Below are 24609 nucleotides of genomic sequence, written 5' to 3'. Positions count from 1 at the left end.
TGATCCGGTCAGATCATGCGCCGACCAACGCGCGGGCTTTTTGAAAGTCCGTGCGGCGTGTCCAGCAGCAATCCGGCGGCTGGGCGAAAACGGGTAAGATGCCCGTACCATCGGAAGGATGGACGCCATTCAAAACATAAAGACCATGGCAGGATCGCCGGACGCTGATGCAATGACCTTGCAGTCAGCGTCTCGCAATCTTGCGCATGGTTTTTGTGTTTCAGGCGTCCGTTCTTTCGTGAACCCATGAAAGAACTACCCAATGTTTAAAGCTCATTCAGTCGAGATCGACTGGGGTGGACGTCCACTCAAACTCGAAACCGGCAAGATCGCCCGTCAGGCCGACGGCGCCGTGATCGCGACCTATGGCGAGACCATCGTGCTCGCCACCGTCGTCGCCGCCAAGTCCGCCCGTGACGGCATCGACTTCCTGCCGCTCACCGTCGACTATCAGGAAAAGACCTACGCAGCCGGCCGCATTCCCGGCGGCTACTTCAAGCGCGAAGGCCGTCCGACCGAAAAGGAAACGCTGGTTTCCCGCCTGATCGACCGCCCGATCCGTCCACTGTTCGTCGACGGCTGGCGCAATGAAACCCAGGTCATCGTGACGGTGCTGTCCCATGACATGGAAAACGATCCGGACATTCTGGCGCTGGTTGCTTCCTCCGCCGCGCTGACCATTTCCGGCGCACCGTTCCAAGGCCCGATCGGCGCTGCCCGCGTCGGCTTCATCAACGACGAATACGTGCTCAACCCGACGCTCGACGAGATGGCCGACACCAATCTCGATCTCGTCGTCGCCGGCACCGCTGACGCCGTGCTGATGGTCGAGTCGGAAGCCAAGGAACTCAACGAAGACATCATGCTCGGCGCCGTGATGTTCGGTCACCGCCACTTCCAGCCGGTCATCAAGGCGATCATCGAACTCGCCGAGAAGGCCGCGAAGGAGCCGCGCGAGGTCAAGACCGAAGACAACAGCGCAATCGACACCGAAATGCGCAGCGTCGGCGAAGCCGAATTGCGCACCGCCTACGCCATTCCGATCAAGCAGGATCGTTATGCCGCGGTCGGCGCCGTGAAGAACAAGGTCATGGACCATTTCTTCCCGGAAGGTCAGGAGCCGAAGTACGACAAGCTGCGCGTCGGCGGCGTGTTCAAGGAGCTTGAGGCGAACGTCGTTCGCAACAACATCCTCGACACCGGCAAGCGCATCGACGGCCGCGATTCGAAAACGGTTCGTCCGATCGTCTGCGAAGTCGGCGTCCTGCCGCGCGCGCACGGCTCGGCGCTGTTCACCCGCGGCGAAACCCAGGCGCTGGTGGTCACCACGCTCGGCACCGGCGAAGACGAGCAGTACATCGACTCGCTGTCAGGAACCTACAAGGAGCGCTTCCTGCTCCATTACAACTTTCCTCCCTACTCGGTCGGCGAAACCGGCCGTCTCGGCGGCACCAAGCGTCGCGAAATCGGCCACGGCAAGCTCGCCTGGCGCGCGCTGCATCCGGTTCTCCCGGCGGCGCACGAATTCCCGTACACGCTGCGCGTCGTCTCGGAAATCACCGAGTCGAACGGATCGTCCTCAATGGCTTCGGTCTGCGGTGCATCGCTCGCACTGATGGACGCCGGCGTGCCGTTGAAGCGTCCGACCGCGGGCATCGCGATGGGCCTCATTCTCGAGGGCACGAAGTTCGCGGTTCTGTCCGACATTCTCGGCGACGAGGATCACCTCGGCGACATGGACTTCAAGGTGGCTGGTACCGAGACCGGTATCACGTCGCTGCAGATGGACATCAAGATCGCCGGCATCACCGAAGAGATCATGAAGATCGCACTCGCCCAGGCGAAGGACGGTCGTATTCATATCCTCGGCGAAATGGCGAAGGCGCTGACCAACGCCCGCGCCGAACTCGGCGAACATGCACCGCGCATCGAAGTGCTGCAGATTCCGACCGACAAGATCCGTGACGTGATCGGCACCGGCGGCAAGATCATCCGCGAAATCGTCGAGAAGACCGGCGCCAAGATCAACATCGAGGACGACGGCACCGTCAAGGTGGCCTCCGCCAACGGTGAATCGATCCGCGCCGCCATCAAGTGGATCAAGTCGATCACTTCCGATCCGGAAGTCGGCCAGATCTACGACGGCACCATCGTCAAGGTGATGGAGTTCGGCGCGTTCGTGAACTTCTTCGGACCGAAGGACGGTCTGGTTCACATCAGCCAGCTCGCCGCCAACCGCGTGCAGAAGACCTCCGACGTCGTCAAGGAAGGCGACAAGGTCAAGGTCAAGCTGCTCGGTCTGGACGATCGCGGCAAGGTTCGCCTGTCGATGAAGGTTGTCGATCAGGAAACCGGCGAAGACCTCGAGGCCAAGCAGAAGGCCGAGGGCGTTTCCGCCGCCGAGTAAGCTTCACAACATTGTGCTATGGAAGGGGCGGCATTTTGCCGCCCCTTTTCGTTTGTCTGATTCGAAACTCCATCCGGCTCCGTCGCGTAGCCTGAACACTGCTCGGCTGCATCCGCATCCGGATTTCATCACGCTGCCATATCAGGAGAACACCATGCCCTTGATGTCCCGACGCCATCTCATGACCGCGGCCGCCGGAATCGCAGCCGCCGCCGCAGCGCCCCGCCTCGTGTTCGCACAGGCCGCCGCCCCTGCGCCAGCAGCGGCACCCGCCACCGGCCCGTTCACGCTTCCGGCCCTGACCTACGCAACGAACGCGCTTGAGCCGCACATCGACGCCAAAACCATGGAAATCCATCACGACAAGCACCATGCCGCCTATGTCGCGAACATGAACAATGTCGCCAAGACCAATCCGCAGCTCGGCACGATGCCGATCGAGAACATTCTCGGCAACATCAACGCGCTCGATGACAGCATCAAGTTCACGGTGCGCAACAATCTCGGCGGCCACGCCAACCACACCATGTTCTGGGAGATCATGGGCCCGGACGGCGGCAAGCCCGAAGGAGAAGTGCTCGCCGCGATCACCAGCGATCTCGGCGGCCTGGAAAAATTCCAGACCGACTTCAATGCCGCGGGCGGACGCCAGTTCGGCTCCGGCTGGGTGTTCGTCACCGTCACGAAGGCCGGCAAGCTCGCTATCGAAACGCGGCCCAACCAGGACTCCCCGATCATGGACGGCAAGCGCGTGCTGATGGGCAACGACGTCTGGGAACACGCCTACTATCTGAACTACCAGAACCGCCGCCCGGATTATCTCAAGGCGTGGTGGAACACCGTGAACTGGGCAAAAGTCTCGGAGCGTTACGCTGCGGCAAAGGCCGGCACGCTCGGGGTGTAGATTTCAAAACACGTCGATTTCAGACCAAAGGCGGCTTTTCAGCCGCCTTTTTTCTTCGATCACGAAACAATCATCCGGCGACGGTAGAGTTGGTGCAACGATCAGAATAACTTATCTGATCGCAAAGAAAAACCGACTGGACCTGATGCTGGAATTCTTCCAAAGTTCTGCTGGAACGGTTCTCGATGATACCGTCGCCCACGGCGAAACGCCGCCCAGCAACAGCAAGCGCATTTCGGAGACCTGAGAGCAACCGGGTCTCGGCAAGACACCATTCCAGCGTGGGCTGGCGCATCGGATCAAACCGGCGAAACAATTCACAGAACGATCGGAGAAAAACAATGGACGCAAAAACCGACGACAAGGGCGCAGGCAAATGCCCCGTTGCGCATACCCCCAGAGCCAACCGCGACTGGTGGCCGAACCAGTTGGATCTTTCGATTCTCCACCAGCATTCGGCCCTTTCCGATCCGCTGGACAAGACGTTCGACTACGCCAAGGAATTCGGGAAGCTCGACTACGAAGCGCTGAAGAATGACCTGCGCAAGCTGATGACCGATTCGCAGGACTGGTGGCCAGCCGACTTCGGCAATTACGGTCCGCAGTTTGTCCGCATGTCCTGGCACGCCGCCGGTACCTATCGTCTTGCTGACGGCCGAGGCGGCGCCGGTCGCGGTCAACAGCGTTTCGCTCCACTCAACTCCTGGCCGGACAACGTCAACATCGACAAGTCGCGCCGCCTGTTGTGGCCGATCAAGCAGAAGTACGGCCAGAAAATCTCCTGGGCCGACCTGCTGATCCTCACCGGCAACGTGGCGCTGGAAACCATGGGCTTCCGCACCTTCGGTTTCGCGGCCGGCCGCGCGGATGTCTGGGAGCCGGATCAGGACGTGAATTGGGGTTCCGAAGCCGAGTGGCTGACCCACCGGCCCCTTGAGAAATTCGACAATCCGCTCGGCGCCACCGAGATGGGCCTCATCTACGTCAATCCGGAAGGTCCGGGCGCCAACGGTGACCCGGTCTCCGCCGCAAGGTTCATCCGCGAAACCTTCAAGCGCATGGCGATGAACGACGAAGAAACCGTCGCGCTGATCGGCGGCGGTCACACCTTCGGCAAGACCCACGGCGCAGCGCCCGAATCTCACAAGGGACCGAATCCCGAAGCAGCCGCCCTGGAAGAGCAAGGCCTGGGCTGGACGAGCAACTACGGCACCGGCTCCGGCGCGGACGCTGTCGGCAGCGGCATCGAAGTCACCTGGACGCAGACGCCCGCACAGTGGAGCAACCACTTCTTCGAGAACCTGTTCAAGTACGAATGGGTGCAGACGCGCAGCCCTGGCGGTGCCATCCAGTGGGAGGCCAAGGACGCAGAGGACGTCATTCCCGATGCGCACGATCCGTCGAAGAAGCATAAGCCGACCATGCTGACCACCGACCTGTCGCTGCGTCTGGACCCGATCTACGAGAAAATCTCGCGACGTTTCCTGGAGAATCCGCAGGCGTTCGCCGAGGCCTTCGCCCGCGCGTGGTTCAAGCTGACCCATCGCGACCTGGGACCGCACTCGCGTTATCTGGGCCCCGAAATACCCAAGGAAGAATTGATCTGGCAGGACCCGATTCCCGCGGTCGATCACAAACTGATCGGTGAGCAGGACATCACGGCCCTGAAGGCGACGATTCTTGCGTCCGGCCTCACCGTGTCTGAACTGGTCAGCGCGGCATGGGCTTCGGCCTCCACCTTCCGTGGCGGCGACAAGCGCGGCGGCGCCAACGGTGCGCGCGTCCGCCTCGCGCCACAGAAGGATTGGGAGGTTAACCAGCCGGCCCAACTCGCCAAGGTGTTGCAGACACTCGATGGAATCCGAAAGCAGTTCAACGCCGCTCAATCGGATGACAAGGAAGTGTCGCTTGCCGACCTGATCGTTCTTGGCGGCGATGCGGCAATCGAAAAGGCCGCGAAGGATGCCGGCGTCAATGTGACCGTTCCCTTCTCTGCGGGACGCGCGGACGCCTCGCAGAAGCAAACCGACGTGGACGCTTTTGCCGTGATGGAGCCGATCGCGGATGGCTTCCGCAACTACATCAAGGGCAAACCGGCCGCGCCGGCCGAAGTGCTTCTGGTGGACCGTGCACAGTTGCTGACGCTGACCGCTCCGGAAATGACGGTTCTTGTCGGCGGCCTGCGCGTCCTTGGTGCCAATGCCGGCAATTCCAAGCATGGCGTCTTCACCGAGCGGCCGGAGGTGTTGACCAACGACTTCTTCGTCAATCTGCTCGACATGAGGACGAAGTGGAAGGCGGTCGAGGGCGATGAGGTCTATGAAGGACGCGATCGCAAGAGCGGCGATCTCAAGTGGACCGGCACCCGTGCCGATCTGGTGTTCGGCTCGCACTCCCAGCTTCGCGCCCTCGCTGAAGTTTATGGAAGCGCGGATGCAAAAGAGAAGTTCGTGAAGGACTTCGTCAAGGCATGGACCAAGGTGATGAACGCCGACCGCTTCGACCTCGCGGACCGGTCCACGCTGCAAGCCGCGGAATAATCCGTCCCGCTTGACGGCAAAACGAAAAGCCCCCGCGATCGCATCGCGGGGGCTTTTTTATTTGATCGTCACCGGGAGACAATTCCGGCACGAATTGGCTATAACGTCACAAAAATCAGGGAGGATCGCATGATGAAGCTCTACTGGTCGCCGCGCTCGCGCTCGTTTTCCGCGATCTGGCTGATGGAAGAGACCGGCCAGCCCTACGAGCGCGTGCTGACGGATATTTCCACCGGCGCGCAGAAGACGCCGGAGTTTCTCGCGGTCAATCCGATGGGCAAGGTGCCGGCGCTGAAGGACGGCGATGTCTCTATCGCGGAAGCATCAGCGATCGCCGCCTATGTCGCGGAGCGTTATCCGGACGCGAAGCTGGCGCCGCCGCTCGGCGATCCGCGCCGCGGAAAATATCTGCAATGGCTGTTCTTCGCGCCAAGCTGCATCGAACCCGCGCTGATCCAGATCTTCACCAAGATCGAGGTGCCGGCCTCGACCGCAGCCTGGGGCAGCGCCACGCAGGTGTTCGACGTCCTCGACGCCGCGCTTGAAAAGGGTCCGTTCCTGCTGGGCGATACGTTCTCGGCCGCCGACATCATGGTCGGTTCGGGACTGAATTTCGCGATCCGGCTGTTCAAGATGGTGCCGGCGCGGCCGTCATTCGACCGCTATATCGACGCCTGCTCCGCGCGCCCGGCGTTCCAGCGCGCGACGGTGATCGCGGCGGGGTAACTGCGATTAATCCGACGGTTTGTCGGCGTCCGCCTTCAGCGCATCCGGATGCGGCATCGAGATGATGTTGTAACCGGAATCGACGAAGTGGATTTCGCCGGTCACGCCGCCGGACATATCCGACAGCAAATAAAGCGCGGTGCCGCCGAGTTCGTCGAGCGTGACGCCGCGCCCCAGCGGCGAATGCTTCTGCTGGAACGCGAACATGGCGCGCGAGTCGCCGATGCCGGCGCCGGCCAGCGTGCGCACGGGGCCTGCGGAAATCGCGTTGACGCGAATGCCGTTGCGGCCGAAATCAGCAGCAAGGTAGCGCGTCGAGGCTTCGAGCGCCGCCTTGGCGACGCCCATGACATTGTAGTTCGGCATCACGCGGGTCGAGCCGCCGAAGGTCAGCGTCACGATCGAGCCGCCGTTCGGCATCATCTCCGACGCGCGCTTGGCGACTTCGGTGAACGAGAAGCACGAGATCACCATGGTGCGCGAGAAGTTCGCGCGGGTGGTGTCGGCGTAGCGGCCTTTCAGTTCGTTCTTGTCGGAGAAGCCGATGGCGTGGACCAGAAAATCGATCGAGCCCCACTTTTCCTTCATCGCCGCGAAGGTCGCATCGACGCTTGCGATGTCCTCGACGTCGCAGGGCAGGATCAGCGCGGCGTTCAGGGATTCCGCCAGCGGCTTGACGCGCTTGCCGAGCGCGTCGCCCTGATAGGTGAATGCAAGCTCCGCGCCCTGTGCGTGAAGCGCTTTCGCGATGCCCCATGCGATCGAATGATCGTTGGCGACGCCCATAATGAGGCCGCGCTTGCCTTGCATCATTCCAGACATATCAAATCCTGCTGCGCCCACTCAAAATTTTCGGTGAGGCTTAAAAGAACAATTACGCTTCCAACCGCTTGAAAACGAGTGTCGCGTTGGTGCCGCCGAAACCGAAGGAGTTGGACAGCACCGCCCCGATTTTCGCCCCGTCGATACGCTTGCGCGTGATCGGCATGTCGGCGAATGCCGGATCGAGCTCGGTGATGTTCGCGCTTTCGCAAATGAAGCCGTTGTTCATCATCAGCAGCGAATAGATCGCTTCCTGCACGCCGGTCGCACCCAGCGAGTGCCCGGTCAGCGACTTGGTCGCCGAGATCGGCGGGCACTTGTCGCCCGAGCCGAAGACATTGCGGATGGCGTTGATTTCCGGCGGATCGCCGGCCGGCGTCGAGGTCGCGTGCGGATTGATGTAGTCGATGGGCACTTTCACCGTGGACATCGCCATCTTCATGCAGCGCTCGGCGCCCTCGCCGGAGGGCGCGACCATGTCATAGCCGTCGGAGGTCGCGCCGTAGCCGACGATCTCGCCGTAAATCCGCGCGCCGCGCGCCTTGGCGTGTTCAAGTTCTTCAAGCACGATGACGCCGGCGCCGCCCGCGATGACAAAGCCGTCGCGGCTGACATCGTAGGCCCGCGACGCGGTCGTGGGCGTATCGTTGTATTTCGACGACATCGCGCCCATCGCGTCGAACAGCACCGACATGGTCCAGTCGAGATCCTCGCAGCCGCCGGCGAAGATGATGTCCTGCTTGCCGACCTGGATGGTCTCGTAGGCGTTGCCGATGCAATGATTCGACGTCGCGCAGGCCGAGGAAATCGAATAGTTGACGCCCTTGATCTTGAACCAGGTCGCCAGTGTCGCGGAGGCCGTCGAGGACATCGCCTTGGGAACGGCGAACGGGCCGACGCGTTTCGGACCCTTGGTGCGGGTGATGTCGGCGGCTTCAACGATGGCGCGCGCGGACGGACCGCCCGAGCCCATGATGATGCCGGTGCGTTCGTTGACGACATCCGATGGCTCGAGGCCTGAGTCGCGGATCGCCTGCTCCATCGCAACGTGATTCCATGCGGCGCCCTCGCCCAGGAACCGCATCGCGCGGCGATCGACAACGTCGGCGGGATTGAGCGTCGGCGCTCCGTGAACCTGCGAGCGGAAGCCGAGCTTGACGTAATCCTCTGCCCTCGAAATTCCCGGCTTGGCCTCGTAGAGACTCGCAAGCACTTCCTGAGTGTTGTTTCCGATGGACGAGACAATCCCCATCCCCGTGACCACAACTCGCCTCATGATCCCTCGCCTTTGTTTTGCGCTGTGAAGTCTGCGCCTTCGACTGCCCGATGCCGAACCTCAAGGCCGGCACTTCTCAAAGCCCGATATGCACGGGCTTCGTTTCATCCTGCATTACGTTCCCGGCTGCAATGCGGCACCTTGCGGAAGCAAGCCAACTTTCAAATCCTTGGCGCGATAGAAAATCTCGCCGTCGGCCGAAAGCGTACCGTCGGCAATGCCGAGCCAGAGCTTCGAGCGCATCACACGCTTCACATCGATAGTGTACACGACCTTGGTGACATTCGGCAGAACCTGGCCGGCGAACTTGAGTTCGCTCAAGCCCAGCGCACGCCCGCGGCCAAGACCGCCGGACCAGCCGAGAAAAAAACCGACCATCTGCCACAGCGCATCAAGCCCGAGACAGCCCGGCATCACCGGATCGCCCTTGAAATGGCAGCCGAAAAACCAGAGGTCCGGCTTCACATCAAGCTCAGCGCGAATCAGTCCCTTGCCGTATTCGCCGCCGGTCTCCGTGATTTCGGTAATCCGGTCGAACATCAGCATCGGCGGCAGCGGCAGCTGGGCATTACCCGGCCCGAACAGCTCGCCCCGGCCACAGGCCAGCAGCTCCTCGTAGGTATAGCTGTTTTGGCGGTCTTTCATCGGGATCCCTCAATTTGACATGCCGGTCCTGCGGCAGCCCTGCGGGACCTCTAACATAGGGGGGCCAAGGGTCAAAGCGGCCGTAACACCCCGATTCGACGCCGTTTTTAACCTAAATCGCTTTGCGCCAGTTGCGAAAAACTTGCATGTAACTGCATCCTTTCCTATAGTGCCGCCTACAAGCCTTTGCGATGGCTGCGTGTGCGTCATATGTGTTTTATGGTGCTGTCACACGATCTGCCCCACGAGTATGAGTGATCTGATGACTGATGTTGTGACCAACGAGACCAAGCGCGATGAGCCGCACGGCCACCACAGCCATGCGCCCACGCTAACGGGATGTCCGTGGCACGACGTCAATGAAATGCTGCAATCCGTCGGCCTACGCCCGACCCGTCAGCGCATGGCGCTGGGCTGGCTGCTGTTCGGCAAGGGCGGCCGCCATCTGACCGCGGAAATGCTCTACGAGGAAGCGACCCACGCCAAGGTGCCGGTGTCGCTCGCCACCGTTTACAACACGCTCAACCAGCTCACCGAAGCGGGCCTGCTGCGTCAGGTCAGCGTCGACGGCACCAAGACCTATTTCGACACCAACACCAGCGCGCATCATCACTTCTACATGGAAGGCAACCACGAGCTGGTCGACATTCCAGATCCCAATCTCGTGCTGCAAAAGATGCCGGAGGTGCCGGAAGGCTACGAAATCAGCCGCATCGACATGGTCGTGCGCCTGCGCAAGAAGCGCTGAAGACCACAGGTTCTATGAGTTCTGGATTTTGACGGCCGGGCTTGTCCCGGCCGTTTGTATTTTGCACCGCAGGCCGCGCGAACGCAGCCACCGGTGTCAGTTCACCTTCTCGTCGGCATAAACGCCCCAGAGCCGCTGCTGCTCGATCCAGCCGTCGAAGCCGTTGCCGCTGACGCGGCACCAGCCCTCGTTGCAGCGCCTGACGGTGGCGACGACGCCGGCCTGAAGCTTGGCCGCGACCGCGCTCTTGGGATCGGCGCTGTCGTAGATCGGCGCCAGCTCATCCTTCTTTTTCATGGTCACGACGGCAGTACGCCGCCCCGACAGCAGCGAGTGATAAACCCAGCCTTCCGCGCCTTCCGAATCGCGGACGCGCCGCCAGTTCTCGAACTCGGCGGTGATTTCCACCGGCAGGCCCGAGCGGGTGTAGACCCAAGCCACATCGTGGTCCTTGGTGGGGCCGGCCCGGACATTGACGTGATCGGACTTCAAGCTGACATAACGCGGCACCGGCAGGCCGCTCGTGGTCACCACCGTATCCTTCGCCGCGAGCCCGCCGGCACACGATGCGATCCAGATGGCGCAACCGGCCGCAAGCGAAGCAAAAACTCGTACAAACCCCATCACACTGTCCTTCGTGCGGCCCCCAACGCCGCCTCTGCCGTCCCGAATGTCCGCGGCATTCCGGATACCGCCGACCAGGTTTTCGGGAACCGGAGCCTTCGCAGACCCAGACCTTCAGAACCTTGGGGTTCTTGTCTTGGCGCGGCCTTCTGCTAGAGAGGGACCAAGGGCCAAGCGCCTGAGAAACTGCGGAAAGCTCACCCGACCGGCAACGAATTTCTACCTTCGAACAGGCCGGTTAATGTGGGCTGAACGGCAGAACAAAAGCGTCCGGAAACGGTCACCTGCTGACGTATATTTTGATGCGGTTTCAGCGCGCGAAAACGCTCTAAGAGGGCCTCGGCAAGAATGATTTTGGGCAAGAAAAAGCCTCTGGTGGTGGTCACGCGCAAGCTGCCCGACAGCACCGAGACGCGTATGCGCGAGCTTTTCGACACCCGGCTCAATCTCGACGATACGCCGATGACGCCGGACCAGCTCGCCGAAGCGGTCCGCTCCGCCGATATTCTGGTGCCGACGGTCTCCGACGAAATCACCGCCGATATTCTCAACCAGCCGGACACAAGGCTGAAGCTGATCGCCAACTTCGGCAACGGCGTCGACAACATCGACGTCGCTGCGGCGATTGCGCGCGGCATCACCGTCACCAACACGCCGAAAGTCCTGACCGAAGACACCGCCGACATGACCATGGCGCTGCTGCTCGCGGTGCCGCGCCGGCTGATCGAGGGCGCCGCCATTCTGACCGAAGGCCGCGACTGGCCCGGCTGGTCGCCGACCTGGATGCTGGGTCATCGCATCGGCGGCAAGCGCCTCGGCATCATCGGCATGGGCCGCATCGGTCAGGCGCTGGCGCGCCGCGCCCACGCTTTCGGCTTGCAGATCCACTACCACAACCGCCGTCCGGTCGCGCCGCAGATCGAGGAAGAATTGCGCGCAACCTACTGGGACAGCCTCGACCAGATGCTGGCGCGCATGGACTTCATCTCGGTGAACTGTCCGCACACGCCGGCGACGTTCCATCTGCTGTCGGCGCGGCGGCTGAAGCTGATCCGCAAGGACGCCTACATCATCAACACCGCACGCGGCGAGATCATCGACGAAACGACGCTGACGAAATTGCTTGAGGACGGCGAGATCGCGGGCGCTGCCCTCGACGTGTTCGAGAACGAGCCCGCCGTGAATCCGAAACTCGTGCGGCTGGCCAAGGCCGGCAAGGTCGTGCTGCTGCCGCATATGGGATCGGCCACCATCGAGGGCCGCGTCGAGATGGGCGAAAAGGTGATGATCAACATCCGCACCTTCCTCGACGGCCACCGGCCGCCGGACCGCGTGCTGCCGGGCGTGGCGTAGAGTTCAGCCAAATTATCTGAGACAATTATTTATGCGCCGACAGATCCGTAATCGTCGGCGCGTCGCCGTTGAGCGGATTTGACGGGTCGCGCGCGTAACGCAACGTCTCGAAGCGCATCGCGCGCGCGTCGATCATCACCAGCCGTCCCACCAGACTCTCGCCAAAGCCGACGATGTCGCGGATCGCCTCCAGCGCCATCATCGAACCGAGCACGCCGGCCAGCGCGCCGAGCACGCCCGCTTCCTCACAGGTCGGCGTGGTGCCTGGCGGCGGCGCTTCCGGAAACAGGCAGCGATAGGTCGGATTCCTGTTTCCGTTCGCATCAATGCCGTGGGCGCGGATCGTGGTCAGGGAGGCATCGAACACGCCGAGCGCACCGGCGATCAGCGTTTTCCTCGCGAGAAAACATGCGTCCGAGACCAGATAGCGCGTCACGAAATTATCCGAGCCGTCGACGACCACGTCGTAGCCGCCGATGATCTCCAGCGCGTTCGCCGCATTCAATCGCACCGCATGGGTGCGCATCGTGACATGCGGGTTGAGCGCGAGAATTTTGTCGGCGGCGCTGTCCACTTTCGGACGCCCGACATCCGGGGTGGCGTGGATGATCTGGCGCTGCAAATTCGACAGCGACACCGTGTCGTCATCGACCACGCCCAGCGTGCCGATGCCGGCCGCCGCCAGATACATCAGCGCCGGCGCGCCGAGGCCGCCTGCGCCGATGGCCAGCACGGACGCTGCTTTCAGCGCGGCCTGGCCGGGGCCGCCGACCTCGCGCAGCACGATATGGCGCGCATAGCGCTCCAGTTCTTCGGAGGTCAGCATCAGGCTCTCATCACTCACCGTTCACACGCTGTTTCGCGACAGCGCTCTCGTCGATTTTTCGCTGATTTTGTCCCCGCATATCGAACCAATGCGTCGCTGTCTCGGACAAATCTATGCTCTAATGGCATCATTACCAGCTACGAGACCAATCATGAAATTGCCGTTCGCAACAGCGCTGATGATGGCCGCGACGCTCGGCTGCGCCGGCGCGCAGACCCCGCCGGCCAAGCAGGCGCCGCAAGCAAAGCAAGCGCCACAGGCCAAGCAAGCGCCGCAGATCAAGCCGAAGCCGGTTGCGACCGTGCCGGTCCGCCCGGCCACCCAGACCCCGGTCGATACGGCCAAGGCGATGGAGCAGGCCGAGCGCCTCGCGATCCAGTCGGACCTCGCATGGGTCAGCCTCTACAACGGCGCGATCAACGGCGAGGTCAGCGACCGGATGGTGTCCGCCATCAAGGCCTTCCAGAAAGACCACGGGGCCAAGGAAACCGGCGTGCTCAATCCGCAGGAGCGTGGCACGCTCAGCGCCGCAGCGAAAAAACTTCAGGACAATGTCGGCTGGAAAGTCATCAGCGAAACCTTCAGCGGCGCACGCATCGGCCTGCCGTCGAAGCTGGTGCCGCAGGTGATCACCGACGTGTCCGGCACCAAATGGTCGTCCGCCACCGGCACCATCCAGATTGAATTCGCGCGCCGCAAGGAAGCCGGGGCCACCACGGCCAGCATCGCCGCCAGCGAAAAGAAACTGAACGCCCGCAAGACCGACTACACCGTGGTGAAGCCGGATTTCTTCGTGCTGTCGGGCGTGCAAGGCCTGAAGAAATTCTACATCCGCGGCCAGACACGGAACGACGAAGTCCGCATCCTCACCATCCTGTACGATCAGGCCACCGAAGGCACCATGATCCCGGTCACGGTGGCGATGTCGAGCGCCTTTAATCCCTTCCCCGGCAACGGCGTGGCACAGGCCGGTCCGCCGCCGCGCAAGAAGGTGGAATACTCCACGGGCATCATTGCCAGCGCCGACGGCGCCATCGTCGCGGATCGTCAGGCCACCGACGGCTGCATGACGATTGCGGTGCCGGGCTATGGCAACGCCACCCGCATCGCCGACGATGAAGCGCGCGAACTCGCGCTGCTGCGCATCTACGGCGCGAGCGGGCTGAAGCCGCTGGCCATGACGGGCAACGGCGCAACAAAATCCAGTGTCAGCCTCACCGGCGTCGCCGATCCGCAGAATCAGGGCGGGCGCAACACCGTGACCACTGTGGCCGCCGTTGCGGCGCTCGCGGGCACCGACATGACCTTGACGCCGGAGCCGCCGGTCGGCTTCTCCGGCGCGGCGGCGATCGATGGCGATGGAAAGTTCGCAGGCCTCGCCCGCCTGAAGCCGGCAGTCGTCGCAGGTCCTGCCGGGACGCCGCTGCCGTCGCAGGCGTTGCTGGTCCCTGCGGATTCGGTGCGCGAATTCCTGAAGGCGAAGGGCGTCACGGTTGCGTCCGGCGCATCCGACCCGAAGACATCGGTGCTGCGGCTGGTGTGCGTGCGGAAGTAATCGCGACCCGCTGATCATTGTCGGCAGGACGGGCGGTGATTGCACTGCCATCAATCGCATTTTCAGCGAAGGAAAGAGCGCGCACAGGTTCGTCACCGTCTCGCCTTATGCGCCGAAGCCCGTCACCATTTTGCCGTTTCGTTTGCGCGGCGATTTTTGGCCGGCGCGAGGAAGTGATCTACCTTCACCTCTCCCCGCGAGCAGGGCGAGGGAGAAGATTACTTCTGACAGGTCGGGCACCAGAACGTCGAACGCCCGTTCTGCGTGAACCGCTTCACCGTGCCGCCGCACTTCGGCGTCTTGCAGGGCTGCCCTTCGCGGTCATAGACCAGAAACGAATGCTGGAAATATCCTAGCTCGCCGTCGGTCTGGCGATGATCGCGCAGCGACGATCCGCCGGCCTTGATCGCGGCATTCAGGACGGTGTGGATCGAACCGACCAGATGTTTGGCGCGATCCGTCGGTCCACCTTTGCGGTCGGCCAGCGTCGAAGCCTGCCGCTTCGGCGACAGGTGCGAGCGGAACAGCGCCTCGCAGACATAGATATTGCCCAGCCCCGCCACCACGCGCTGATCGAGCAGCGCGGCTTTTAACGACGTCTTCTTGCCCACACATGCGCGCGCCAGCATCGCGGCATCGAATTCATTGCCGAGCGGTTCGGGGCCAAGTCCGCTCAACAGCGGCTCGGCATCCATCTCGGACCGGCGCACGATTTTCATGTATCCGAAACGCCGCGGGTCGTTGAACGAGATCATCGCGCCCGACGCCATGTGAAACACCACATGATCGTGGGTGCGGTTTTCGCTGCGCGGATAATGAAATTCGCCTGGCGTGGTTTCGCCTTCGGGAAGTTCGACACGAAACGAGCCCGACATGCCGAGATGCATCAGCAGCACATCGCCGGTCTCGAGATCGGCCATCAGATATTTCGCTCGCCGCCCGAGGCCGGTCACCACCTTGCCTTCAAGCCGCGACACGAAATCCTTCTGAAAAGGGAAACGCAGATCGCCGCGCCGCGCCTCGAGGCGCGCGATGCGCTGGCCTTCCATCACCGGCTGCAGGCCACGGCGCACGGTTTCGACCTCGGGCAGTTCAGGCATCGGTCACGCTCATGCCGATGCCTCGTCGGCTTCGCTGAAGATGATGTGATTGGAGAACGGATCGTACACCGTCATCGTGGTGACGCCCCAGGGCTGCTTCTCGAGACCCGGGCGCATGTAGTTGTAACCCTTGGCCGCCAGTTCGGCGTGGTACTCCGCAAGTCCCACCGTATCGACGGTGATGTGCACGCCCGGTGAGCCGTCGCCATGATGCTCACTCAGGTAAAGTTGTATTCCGCCGCGCGATATTCCCATAAACAGCGGCAGCGCCGGCTCGAAACGATGCTCGAAATCGACCTTGAAGCCGAGATATCCGATATAGAACTCCCGCGCCTTGCGGGTATCGAACATCCGCAGGGTGGGAATAACTCGGCTGAATTCGATCGGCATCGGCGATCCCGCAGGCTATATGCGCATTAACCTTGACGCGTGTTGCGACAGGGTATGTAGCGCGATGCCGCGCGGCAGGCTATGGTCCCGCCGCAAAAAGCCGCTTGGATTGACAGAGTATGGAACGGCCTGACGGAACGACACATTTCGGCTTCCGCGACGTGGAGCTTGGCGAGAAGCAGACGCTGGTGAACGACGTGTTTCACAGCGTGGCGAAGCGCTACGACCTGATGAATGACCTGATGTCGGTCGGGATGCACCGGCTCTGGAAAGACGCGATGATTACCGCGCTTAATCCGCCGCGCGGCGACGCGCCGTTCGCACTGCTCGACGTGGCCGGCGGCACCGGCGACATTTCCTTCCGCGCGGCAAAGGCGGCAGGCCACGGGTTTCAAGCTACCGTCTGCGACATCAACACCGAAATGCTGGCCGTCGGCCGCGAGCGCGCGGTGGCGCGGCATCTCGATCATCAGGTGTCGTTCGTCGAAGGCAATGCCGAGGCACTCGCGTTCGCCGACAAGAGTTTCGACGCCTACACCATCGCATTTGGAATTCGCAATGTGCCGCGAATTCCGCTGGCGCTCAGCGAAGCCTACCGCGTGTTGAAGCCCGGCTCGCGCTTCCTGTGCCTGGAATTCTCATCCGTCGATGTGCCGGGACTCGACAAAATCTACGACCTGTTCTCGTTCAACGTGATTCCTCAGCTTGGGAAAGCGGTGACCGGCGACGCCGAATCCTATCGCTATCTGGTCGAATCGATCCGGCAGTTTCCGAAACCCAACGCATTCTCCGACATGATCCGCGCTGCGGGCTTCAGCCGGGTCAAACACGACGTCATGTCCGGCGGCATTGTCGCGCTGCATTCAGGCTGGCGTTTGTGATCGCAGCATTCACTCATACCGCCAGACTGATGCGCGCCGCTTACGTGTTCGCGCGCGAAGGCGTGTTCGGCTTCGCCGATCCGTCCGCCCTGCCGCCGCAGGCGCTGCTGCCGGTCCGGATCGCGCGGCTGATCGAGCGGCGTGGCGCGGCATCGAGCGGCCGGCTGTCCCGCGCGCTGACGCGGCTTGGTCCCACCTATGTGAAGCTCGGCCAGTTTCTCGCAACGCGGCCCGACGTGGTCGGCGTGGCGATGGCGCGCGATCTGGAAAATCTGCAGGACCGGCTGCCGCCGTTCCCGCAGGCAGAGGCCGAAGCCGTTGTCGCGGTGGCGTTCGACAAGCCTCTGCCGCAAGTCTTTGCGAGCTTCGGCGAATCGGTCGCCGCAGCCTCGATCGCGCAGGTGCACCGCGCGGAAATCGACAAGGACGGCGTCCGCACCACCGTCGCTGTGAAAGTGCTGCGGCCCCACGTCGGCGGACGATTTCGCCGCGATCTCAGCGATTTCATGTTCGTCGCGCGCAAGATGGAGGGCGTATCCGCCGAGGCGCGGCGGCTGCGGCCGGTCGAGATCGTCGACACGCTCGCGCGTTCGGTGGCGATGGAAATGGATCTGCGGCTGGAAGCAGCCGCACTCTCCGAGATGGCGGAGAACACCAAGGACGACCACGAGTTCCGCATTCCGGCGGTGGACTGGGATCGCACCAGCCATCACGTCCTCACAATGGAATGGATCGAGGGCATCGCGCTGAACGACCGCGCGAAGTTGGAGGCCGCGCAGATCGACCTGCCGGATCTCGGCCGCAAGGTGATCCAGAATTTCCTGCGTCACGCCTTGAGGGACGGCTTCTTCCACGCCGACATGCATCCCGGCAATCTGTTCGTCGATGACACGGGGCGGCTGGTCGCGGTCGACTTCGGCATCATGGGCCGGCTCGGCCTCAAGGAACGGCGCTTTCTCGCGGAAATTCTGCTGGGCTTCATCACCCGCGACTATCGCCGCGTCGCCGAGGTGCACTTCGAGGCGGGCTATGTGCCCGCGCATCACTCGGTCGAGAATTTTGCGCAGGCGATCCGCGCCATCGGCGAGCCGATCCATAATCGCGCCGCCGACGAAATCTCGATGGCGAAATTGCTGTCTCTGCTGCTTGAGGTGACCGGCCTGTTCGACATGCGCACGCGTCCCGAACTCATCCTGCTGCAAAAGACCATGGTGGTGGTCGAAGGCGTCGCGCGCGGATTCGATCCCAAGCTCGATATCTGGACCACTGCCGATCCGGTCGTGCGCGAATGGATCGAACGCAACCTCGGGCCGCGCGGCAAGATCGAGGGCGCGATGGCGGGTGCAGGCGAACTTGGCCGGGTGCTGTCGGGCCTGCCGGCCATCGCCGCGCGTTCCGTCGCCGTGCTGAACCAGTTCGAGGAAATAACTCGTAATGGACTGGTGCTGGCCCCTGAAACGGTGGTCGCCATCGGGAAGGCGGAAGCCCGGCGCAGCCACTGGCAGACTGCAGCGCTGTGGGTGATCGCCCTGACCTTTTTGGGAATCCTCTGGAAAATCTCCTGATTTGATTGCATTGCCATCATGATTTGATTGCAATGTAATCATTTGCTATGAAGCGCCCACAAGGAGCGCCTCATGGCCAGCCTAACCGTCCGGAAACTCGACGAAACGCTGAAGACCAGCCTGCGGCTGCGCGCGGCCAAAAACGGCCGCTCGGTCGAGGACGAGGTGCGGGTGATCCTGCGCGAGGCCGCCGAGGCGCAGGCAGCGGTCAAAATGTCATCCAGCCCGGCGCGTCAGCCCTCCACCCGGCCGCACCGGACCGACGGTCATGCCGCGACCGGCCAGCCCCGGGTGACGCTCATCATCGGCGGCGGCATCGCGGCCTACAAAGCGCTCGACCTGATCCGCCGCCTCAAGGACCGCGGCATACATGTCCGTTGCGTGATGACACGCGCCGCGCAGCAATTCGTCACCCCGCTCACCGCCGGAGCCCTCGCTGACGAGCGTTGCTACACCGACCTGTTCGACCCCCAGAGCGAATTCGACGCCGGACACATCCGCCTTGCGCGCGACACCGACCTCATTGTCGTTGCGCCCGCCACCGCCGACCTGATGGCGAAGATGGCGCAGGGCCACGCCGACGATCTTGCCACCGCGATCCTGCTTGCCACCAACCGTCCCGTGCTGCTCGCACCCGCCATGAACCCCCTGATGTGGACGAACGTCGCGACAAGACGCAATGTCGCGCAGCTTGCACGCGACGGCGTCGCCTTCATCGGTCCGAATTCTGGCGAGATGGCCGAGGCCAACGAGGCCGGAGTCGGCCGCATGTCCGAGCCTCTGGAAATCGCCGCCGCCGCCGACGCCATGTTGCGCCCCCCGCAGGCGGGGCCGCTCGCGGGCAAAAAAATTCTCATTACCGCAGGCCCCACCCACGAGCCGATCGATCCGGTGCGCTACATCGCCAACCGCTCATCCGGCAAACAGGGCTTTGCCATCGCCGCGTCCGCGGCGGAGGCCGGCGCCGAGGTGACGCTGATTTCAGGGCCGGTGGACCTCGACGATCCGCATGGCGTCCGCGTCACCCGCGTCGAGTCTGCACGCGAAATGCTGGCGCATGTCGAACAGGCGCTGCCGGTGGACATTGCGATCTTCGCCGCTGCCGTCGCCGACTGGCGCGTCGCCAATGCGGGCGAGCAGAAGATCAAGAAGACCGCCTCGGGCATTCCCTCTCTCGCACTGGTGGAGAATCCGGACATTCTCGCCACCGTCGCGAAACGCAAGCAGGACAGGCCTAAACTGGTCATCGGCTTCGCTGCGGAAACCGAAAACTTGATCGTCAATGCCACGCTGAAGCTCGCGCGCAAGGGCTGCGACTGGATCGTCGCCAACGATGTGTCACCCGCCACCGGCGTGATGGGCGGCGACCGCAACACCGTTCATCTGATCACGCGCATCGACAAGCAGACGCATGTCGATTCCTGGCCGGTGATGACCAAAGAGCAAGTCGCCGACGCTCTTGTCGCGAAAATCGCCAGCACGATAGGACAACAGCCTGCATGACCTTGAACATCACCGTCGAGATTCAGCGCCTGCCCCACGCCAACGGCCTCGCGCTGCCGGCTTATCAGAGCGCTCACGCCGCAGGTCTCGATCTGCAGGCGGCGGTTCCCGAGGACAAGCCGCTGACCATGCAGCCGGGACAACGCGCGCTGGTGCCCACCGGGTTGATGATCGCGGTGCCACCGGGCCATGAAGCGCAGGTGCGGCCACGTTCCGGGCTGGCGCTCAAGCACGGCGTCACAGTCCTCAACTCGCCGGGCACGGTGGATGCTGACTATCGCGGCGAAGTTTCGGTGCTTTTGATCAATCACGGCGAGGAACCGTTCACGATCCGGCGCGGCGAGCGCATCGCCCAACTTGTCATCGCCGCCGTGACACAGGCAAATCTGGTGGCTGTCGCATCGCTGTCGTCCACGGATCGCGGCAGCGGCGGGTTTGGTTCCACCGGGCGGTAGATCGATCCCGACTCTGGATCGAATCGCACCGCACAATCGCGAACGCTGTCATTATTTTGCAGCACGATTCACGTTCACGGTCTGGACTCTTACCCGGCGACTCCTGTTGAGGATATTGTCGTTCGATTCGTGAGCGGCGGTCGGGATAGATCATGTCAGGCGTGATCGAGGGGATGCGGCGGACGTTGCTGTCGTGCACTTCGATTGTGCGCGGAGGCGCGATCGGCCTTGTGGCGGCCCTGTTCGGCAGCGCGCCCGCTTTTGCGCGCGATGATGTCCTCAACGGCGCATTGTCGTTTTTCGCCAGCATCGACCGGCAGGAAATTGCGGCGCTGAGCGTCGCTGCGGCCGTGCTCGGCTTCTCAGTGGTCGCGGCCATTCTCCTGATGCGAACACGGCTGCGTGCGGCCCGCATCGAATCGCGCCTTCTGTCGGACAATCAGGCGCTTCAGCTCGAGGCCGACCGGTTTCGCGCGCTGCTGTTCGCGGAACCTCAGGTTCTGATTGCATGGGCAGCTGGCGACGACCGTCCTGATATCAGCGGCGACGTCTCGCTGCTGATGCCGCACGGCTCGGACCAGTACAGTCCGCAGCGCGTACTGGCCTTCGGAAGCTGGCTGCTGCCCGAACAGGCGCTCGCCATGGATCACGCCGTCGATAAATTGCGCGAGGCGGGCGAAGGCTTCCTGCTCACTCTCTCGACAGCGACCGGGCGCTCCATCGAGGCGATGGGACGCGCCATCGGCGGACAGGCCATCGTCCGGATTCGCGAACTCTCCGGAATCCGGATGGAGTTCGCCGAACTCAGCATCCGGCACAATCAAATGCTGGAAGAAACCGGCGCGCTGCGCGCGTTCGCCGCCGCAGTCCCGCTGCCGGTCTGGGTCCGGCGCGGCAACGGCACGCTCAGTTTCGCCAACGCCGCCTATGCACAGGCCGTCGATGCCGGCTCGGTGGCCGACACCGTCGAACGCAATCTCGAACTGCTCGACCATGACGATCGCGGCAACATGGCGCGCGCGCTCGCGGAGGGGAATGCCTTTCAGGCGCGCGTCCCCGTCGTCGCCGGCGGCCAGCGCCGCATCTTCGACATTCACGCCCTCACGGTGGCAGGCGGCAGCGCCGGCATCGCTGTCGATGCAACCGAAGCCGCGAACCTGCGCGCCGCACTGGAGCGAATGGCCGAGGCGCACCGGCGTATGCTCGATCAACTCTCGTCGGGCGTGGCAGTGTTCGATGCTTCGCGCCGGTTGACCTTCTACAACGATTCCTATCGCAGGCTCTGGGACTTCGATCGCGCGTTCCTCGACGACAATCCCGACGATTCCAGCGTACTCGACAAGCTGCGCGTCGCGCGCAAGATTCCCGAACAGCCGGATTTTCGCGCCTGGAAGAACAAGCTGTTCGAGGCCTACCGCGCCATCGAACCCGCGAAAGACACCTGGTATCTGCCGGACGGGCGCGCGCTCAGCGTCGTCACCACGCCCAATCCTGAAGGCGGCGTCACTTACTTGTTCGACGATGTGACCGAGAGCCTGAAACTCGCGCGGCAAAACGACGGCCTGATTCGCGTCCAGCGCGAGACGCTGGACAATCTGGCTGAAGCCGTCGCCGTGTTCGGCAGCAACGGCCGCGCGCAATTGTTCAATCCGCCGTTCGCGCGGATGTGGAAATTGTCACCCGATGCGCTGGCGCAGCGACCGCACATCGAAGCTATCGAACAGTGGTGCAGACCGTTGTTCGACGACGACGCCACGTGGCAGACGCTGCGCGCCGCAATCACCGGCATCGACGACCGCATTTCCGTCCCGCTCAAGCTTGAGCGCAAGGACGGCAGCGTGCTGGACTGCACCACCATGCCGCTGCCCGACGGCGCGACCATGCTGACCTTCCAGGACGTCACCGACACCGTCAACGTCGAACGCGCGCTGCGCGAGCGCAACGAGGCGCTGGAAGCCGCCGACCAGATGAAGGTCGATTTCGTTCATCACGTTTCCTACGAACTGCGCTCTCCGCTGACGACCATCATCGGCTTCGCGCATTTCCTCAGCGATCCCTCGACCGGACCGATGACGCTGAAACAGAGCGAATATCTCAGCTACATCACGACATCGACCAACGCGCTGCTCGCCATCATCAACAACATCCTCGATCTCGCCACCATCGACGCCGGCGCCATGACGCTTAACCTCGGGCCAGTGGATGTGCAGAAGACTGTCGATGACGCCACCGCCGGCATTCAGGACCGCTTGGCACGCGAACAGATCCGGCTCGACATCGACATCGACCCTGCCATCGGCGATTTCGTGGCCGACGAGCGGCGCATCGTTCAGGTGCTGTACAATCTGCTCGCCAACGCTGTCGGCTTCTCGCCGCAGAACAGCACGGTGATGTTGCGCGCACGGCGCAACGACAGCAACGTGGTGTTCTCTGTGTCCGACAGCGGCCCTGGCATCCCGGAAGAAGTCAAGGACAAGGTGTTCGACTGGTTCGAGAGCCACGCCAACGGCTCGCGCCATCGCGGCGCGGGGCTCGGCCTGTCGCTGGTCAGATCCTTCGTCGAACTGCATGGCGGCAAGGTCCATGTGGACTCGGTGGTCGGAAACGGCACCACTGTGACCTGCGAATTTCCCGTCGATCAGTCCTATCGCAATGCCGCTGAATGAGCGATCTCTCGACATTCCAGGTCGCCCTGGCGAATGAGACCGCGACCGCGCATCTGATGGCCGATCTCGCGCTGCTCTTGAGTGCTGGTGATGTCATCACATTGACCGGCGATCTCGGTGCGGGAAAGACCGCCGCCGCCCGCGCGCTGATCCGCTATCTCGCGCAGGATGACGACCTTGAAGTGCCGAGCCCCACTTTCACGCTGGCGCAAACCTATGACCTGCCGCCATTCCCGGTGCTCCACGCCGATCTTTATCGCGTCAACGATCCGGACGAACTGGAAGAAATCGGTCTTGTCCCGCTGCCTGACGGCACAGTCGCACTGATCGAATGGCCGGAGCGCGCGCCGGGTCTGCTGCCCTCCGACCGCATCGACATCGCGTTCAGCCATCGGCCGTCACTGGGCAGCGGCGCGCGCGCCGCTGAAATCACCGGATACGGCAAGGCGGCCGCGAAAGTCGAGCGGCTCGCGGCCTTGCGCCGGTTCCTCGAACTCGCGGGCAGCGTCGACGCGAAGCGCCAGCGCATGCCGGGCGACGCCTCGACGCGATCCTACGCCCGGCTGATCAAGGGCGACCAATCCACCATCCTGATGAATTCGCCGCGCCGTCCCGACGGCCCGTCGCTGTACGACGGCAAGTCCTACAGCGAGGCGGTTCATCTCGCCGAGGACGTGAGGCCGTTCGTCGCCATCGCCAACGGGCTGCGCGAACGCGGCTATTCCGCGCCCGCGATCCATCACGCGGATCTGGAGGACGGCTTCCTCATCACCGAGGATTTCGGCCGGGATCTTTTCATCGAGGGCGATCCGCCCCGGCCGATCGTGGACCGCTACCAGATCGCGGTCGACATGCTGGCGGCGCTTCACAATGAGGAATTGCCGGATGTGCTGCCGCTCGCGCCGCACCTCGACTACACCGTGCCGCTGTTCGACAACGACGCGATGATGGTCGAGGTCGTGTTGATGCCGGAATGGTATCTGGCCGACAAGGGCGTGACGCTGACCAGCAACATGCAGGCGGACTTCGTGCTGATCTGGCAGGATCTGTTCGCCAAACTCGCCGCCGCACCACGCACCTGGATGCTGCGCGACTTCCATTCGCCCAACCTGATCTGGCTCGATCACCGCCGGGACACCGGCCGCGTCGGCCTGCTGGACTTTCAGGACGCGGTGATGGGCCCGGCCGCCTACGACCTGGTGTCGCTGTTGCAGGACGCCCGGATCGATGTACCGGAGAGCGTCGAGATATCGATGCTCACGCGGTACGCTAAAGAACGGCGGACCGCAGATCCGGCGTTCGATCCGGCCGCCTTCGTGCAGCAATACGCCATCATGTCGGCGCAGCGGAATACCCGTCTGCTGGGCACCTTTGCCCGCCTGAACCGCCGGGACGGCAAACCGCACTATCTGCGGCATCAGCCACGGGTGTGGACGTACCTCAACCGCGCCCTTGCCCATCCGTCCCTCGAGACGTTCCGCGAATGGTGCATAGCCCACGTTCCGCCGCCCGGACCCTGACCAAATCCGCCAGTTTGAGGGAGCCGCTTTACCGCTTGTTAGCCAGCCAGCGCCTAATTTGCATTTTTAACGACCGTGCGGAGCACAGCCCGGCGCTGTGACG

Annotated in this window: 20 protein-coding genes; 13 read left to right on the top strand and 7 right to left on the bottom strand. The window is 63.0% G+C overall.

Annotation, left to right across the window (positions count from 1 at the left end):
- Window positions 1-262: 262 nt before the first annotated feature.
- The 4 genes from pnp to AC07UB_RS12005 all read left to right on the top strand — a co-directional run bounded on the left by pnp (window position 263) and on the right by AC07UB_RS12005 (window position 6577).
- Window positions 263-2407: a polyribonucleotide nucleotidyltransferase gene (gene pnp, locus AC07UB_RS12020; RefSeq protein ID WP_494653158.1), complete on the top strand. Its 2145-nt coding sequence runs from the start codon at window positions 263-265 to the stop codon at window positions 2405-2407.
- A gap of 154 nt (window positions 2408-2561) precedes the next feature.
- The gene (locus AC07UB_RS12015) at window positions 2562-3311 is read left to right on the top strand and encodes a superoxide dismutase (RefSeq protein ID WP_492791277.1); all 750 of its coding nucleotides are present in this window, start codon (window positions 2562-2564) and stop codon (window positions 3309-3311) included.
- A 341-nt stretch (window positions 3312-3652) separates the two neighbouring features.
- Entirely contained in the window at window positions 3653-5851 is a 2199-nt protein-coding gene (katG, locus tag AC07UB_RS12010; RefSeq protein ID WP_494653154.1) for a catalase/peroxidase HPI, read from the top strand.
- 129 nt (window positions 5852-5980) lie between these two features.
- A complete protein-coding gene (locus tag AC07UB_RS12005) occupies window positions 5981-6577 on the top strand; it encodes a glutathione S-transferase family protein (RefSeq protein WP_494653152.1) in 597 nt (198 codons plus the stop codon).
- A 6-nt stretch (window positions 6578-6583) separates the two neighbouring features.
- On the opposite strand, the gene fabI is transcribed toward AC07UB_RS12005, so the two are convergent.
- From fabI to fabA, 3 genes are all read right to left on the bottom strand, one after another.
- Entirely contained in the window at window positions 6584-7399 is an 816-nt protein-coding gene (gene fabI, locus AC07UB_RS12000; protein WP_492791280.1) for an enoyl-ACP reductase FabI, read from the bottom strand.
- Window positions 7400-7451: 52 nt separating this feature from the next.
- The gene (gene fabB, locus AC07UB_RS11995; RefSeq protein WP_492791281.1) at window positions 7452-8675 is read right to left on the bottom strand and encodes a beta-ketoacyl-ACP synthase I; all 1224 of its coding nucleotides are present in this window, start codon (window positions 8673-8675) and stop codon (window positions 7452-7454) included.
- Between the two features lie 114 nt (window positions 8676-8789).
- A complete protein-coding gene (gene fabA, locus AC07UB_RS11990; protein WP_492791282.1) occupies window positions 8790-9320 on the bottom strand; it encodes a 3-hydroxyacyl-[acyl-carrier-protein] dehydratase FabA in 531 nt (176 codons plus the stop codon).
- Between the two features lie 262 nt (window positions 9321-9582).
- Here fabA and irrA point away from each other — a divergent pair, with 262 nt between their 5' ends.
- Complete coding sequence (gene irrA / locus AC07UB_RS11985) at window positions 9583-10068, top strand: iron response transcriptional regulator IrrA (protein ID WP_492791283.1); 486 nt, start codon at window positions 9583-9585, stop codon at window positions 10066-10068.
- Between the two features lie 96 nt (window positions 10069-10164).
- On the opposite strand, the gene AC07UB_RS11980 is transcribed toward irrA, so the two are convergent.
- Entirely contained in the window at window positions 10165-10692 is a 528-nt protein-coding gene (locus AC07UB_RS11980; RefSeq protein WP_492791284.1) for an SH3 domain-containing protein, read from the bottom strand.
- A gap of 348 nt (window positions 10693-11040) precedes the next feature.
- On the opposite strand from AC07UB_RS11980, the gene AC07UB_RS11975 reads away from it, so the two are divergent.
- A complete protein-coding gene (locus tag AC07UB_RS11975; RefSeq protein WP_492791285.1) occupies window positions 11041-12045 on the top strand; it encodes a 2-hydroxyacid dehydrogenase in 1005 nt (334 codons plus the stop codon).
- A gap of 25 nt (window positions 12046-12070) precedes the next feature.
- Here the strand turns inward: AC07UB_RS11975 and AC07UB_RS11970 are convergent, their stop codons facing one another.
- A complete protein-coding gene (locus tag AC07UB_RS11970) occupies window positions 12071-12871 on the bottom strand; it encodes a HesA/MoeB/ThiF family protein (RefSeq protein WP_492791287.1) in 801 nt (266 codons plus the stop codon).
- A gap of 151 nt (window positions 12872-13022) precedes the next feature.
- Here AC07UB_RS11970 and AC07UB_RS11965 point away from each other — a divergent pair, with 151 nt between their 5' ends.
- Window positions 13023-14426 carry a peptidoglycan-binding domain-containing protein gene (locus AC07UB_RS11965; RefSeq protein WP_494653147.1) on the top strand — a complete coding sequence of 468 codons (1404 nt, stop codon included), beginning with the start codon at window positions 13023-13025 and terminating at the stop codon, window positions 14424-14426.
- 218 nt (window positions 14427-14644) lie between these two features.
- Here AC07UB_RS11965 and mutM read toward each other — a convergent pair whose 3' ends face one another.
- Together mutM and AC07UB_RS11955 are read right to left on the bottom strand one after the other, a co-directional pair.
- Window positions 14645-15526, bottom strand: coding sequence for a bifunctional DNA-formamidopyrimidine glycosylase/DNA-(apurinic or apyrimidinic site) lyase (gene mutM / locus AC07UB_RS11960; RefSeq protein WP_494653145.1), 882 nt, complete (start codon window positions 15524-15526; stop codon window positions 14645-14647).
- Between the two features lie 9 nt (window positions 15527-15535).
- Entirely contained in the window at window positions 15536-15916 is a 381-nt protein-coding gene (locus AC07UB_RS11955) for a glyoxalase superfamily protein (RefSeq protein ID WP_494653143.1), read from the bottom strand.
- Between the two features lie 119 nt (window positions 15917-16035).
- Between AC07UB_RS11955 and ubiE the strand changes: the two genes are divergently transcribed.
- From ubiE to tsaE, 6 genes are all read left to right on the top strand, one after another.
- Window positions 16036-16797, top strand: coding sequence for a bifunctional demethylmenaquinone methyltransferase/2-methoxy-6-polyprenyl-1,4-benzoquinol methylase UbiE (gene ubiE / locus AC07UB_RS11950; protein ID WP_494653141.1), 762 nt, complete (start codon window positions 16036-16038; stop codon window positions 16795-16797).
- A complete protein-coding gene (ubiB, locus tag AC07UB_RS11945; protein ID WP_494653139.1) occupies window positions 16794-18362 on the top strand; it encodes a 2-polyprenylphenol 6-hydroxylase in 1569 nt (522 codons plus the stop codon). The genes ubiE and ubiB overlap by 4 nt, the downstream gene beginning before the upstream one ends.
- Window positions 18363-18434: 72 nt before the next feature.
- The gene (coaBC, locus tag AC07UB_RS11940) at window positions 18435-19865 is read left to right on the top strand and encodes a bifunctional phosphopantothenoylcysteine decarboxylase/phosphopantothenate--cysteine ligase CoaBC (protein ID WP_494653137.1); all 1431 of its coding nucleotides are present in this window, start codon (window positions 18435-18437) and stop codon (window positions 19863-19865) included.
- Entirely contained in the window at window positions 19862-20320 is a 459-nt protein-coding gene (gene dut, locus AC07UB_RS11935; RefSeq protein ID WP_492791294.1) for a dUTP diphosphatase, read from the top strand. Before coaBC ends, dut begins: the two co-directional genes overlap by 4 nt.
- A 152-nt stretch (window positions 20321-20472) precedes the next feature.
- Complete coding sequence (locus AC07UB_RS11930) at window positions 20473-22986, top strand: PAS domain-containing sensor histidine kinase (protein ID WP_494653136.1); 2514 nt, start codon at window positions 20473-20475, stop codon at window positions 22984-22986.
- Window positions 22983-24506, top strand: a complete 1524-nt coding sequence (tsaE, locus tag AC07UB_RS11925) for a tRNA (adenosine(37)-N6)-threonylcarbamoyltransferase complex ATPase subunit type 1 TsaE (RefSeq protein ID WP_494653134.1) — start codon at window positions 22983-22985, stop codon at window positions 24504-24506. Before AC07UB_RS11930 ends, tsaE begins: the two co-directional genes overlap by 4 nt.
- Window positions 24507-24609: the final 103 nt, after the last annotated feature.

The organism is Afipia sp. GW821-FHT04G03 (assembly GCF_059419985.1).
Note: the sequence above shows the minus strand (reverse complement) of the source record. Positions and strands in the feature narration are given on the sequence as shown.

What these genes read in the sequence shown, in the direction of transcription:
- pnp (WP_494653158.1), top strand. Translation starts at nt 263, where the DNA reads ATGTTTAAAGCTCATTCAGTCGAGATCGACTGGGGTGGACGTCCACTC.
- AC07UB_RS12015 (WP_492791277.1), top strand. Translation starts at nt 2,562, where the DNA reads ATGCCCTTGATGTCCCGACGCCATCTCATGACCGCGGCCGCCGGAATC.
- katG (WP_494653154.1), top strand. Translation starts at nt 3,653, where the DNA reads ATGGACGCAAAAACCGACGACAAGGGCGCAGGCAAATGCCCCGTTGCG.
- AC07UB_RS12005 (WP_494653152.1), top strand. Translation starts at nt 5,981, where the DNA reads ATGATGAAGCTCTACTGGTCGCCGCGCTCGCGCTCGTTTTCCGCGATC.
- fabI (WP_492791280.1), bottom strand. Translation starts at nt 7,399, where the DNA reads ATGTCTGGAATGATGCAAGGCAAGCGCGGCCTCATTATGGGCGTCGCC.
- fabB (WP_492791281.1), bottom strand. Translation starts at nt 8,675, where the DNA reads ATGAGGCGAGTTGTGGTCACGGGGATGGGGATTGTCTCGTCCATCGGA.
- fabA (WP_492791282.1), bottom strand. Translation starts at nt 9,320, where the DNA reads ATGAAAGACCGCCAAAACAGCTATACCTACGAGGAGCTGCTGGCCTGT.
- irrA (WP_492791283.1), top strand. Translation starts at nt 9,583, where the DNA reads ATGACTGATGTTGTGACCAACGAGACCAAGCGCGATGAGCCGCACGGC.
- AC07UB_RS11980 (WP_492791284.1), bottom strand. Translation starts at nt 10,692, where the DNA reads ATGGGGTTTGTACGAGTTTTTGCTTCGCTTGCGGCCGGTTGCGCCATC.
- AC07UB_RS11975 (WP_492791285.1), top strand. Translation starts at nt 11,041, where the DNA reads ATGATTTTGGGCAAGAAAAAGCCTCTGGTGGTGGTCACGCGCAAGCTG.
- AC07UB_RS11970 (WP_492791287.1), bottom strand. Translation starts at nt 12,871, where the DNA reads ATGCTGACCTCCGAAGAACTGGAGCGCTATGCGCGCCATATCGTGCTG.
- AC07UB_RS11965 (WP_494653147.1), top strand. Translation starts at nt 13,023, where the DNA reads ATGAAATTGCCGTTCGCAACAGCGCTGATGATGGCCGCGACGCTCGGC.
- mutM (WP_494653145.1), bottom strand. Translation starts at nt 15,526, where the DNA reads ATGCCTGAACTGCCCGAGGTCGAAACCGTGCGCCGTGGCCTGCAGCCG.
- AC07UB_RS11955 (WP_494653143.1), bottom strand. Translation starts at nt 15,916, where the DNA reads ATGCCGATCGAATTCAGCCGAGTTATTCCCACCCTGCGGATGTTCGAT.
- ubiE (WP_494653141.1), top strand. Translation starts at nt 16,036, where the DNA reads ATGGAACGGCCTGACGGAACGACACATTTCGGCTTCCGCGACGTGGAG.
- coaBC (WP_494653137.1), top strand. Translation starts at nt 18,435, where the DNA reads ATGGCCAGCCTAACCGTCCGGAAACTCGACGAAACGCTGAAGACCAGC.
- dut (WP_492791294.1), top strand. Translation starts at nt 19,862, where the DNA reads ATGACCTTGAACATCACCGTCGAGATTCAGCGCCTGCCCCACGCCAAC.
- AC07UB_RS11930 (WP_494653136.1), top strand. Translation starts at nt 20,473, where the DNA reads ATGTCAGGCGTGATCGAGGGGATGCGGCGGACGTTGCTGTCGTGCACT.
- tsaE (WP_494653134.1), top strand. Translation starts at nt 22,983, where the DNA reads ATGAGCGATCTCTCGACATTCCAGGTCGCCCTGGCGAATGAGACCGCG.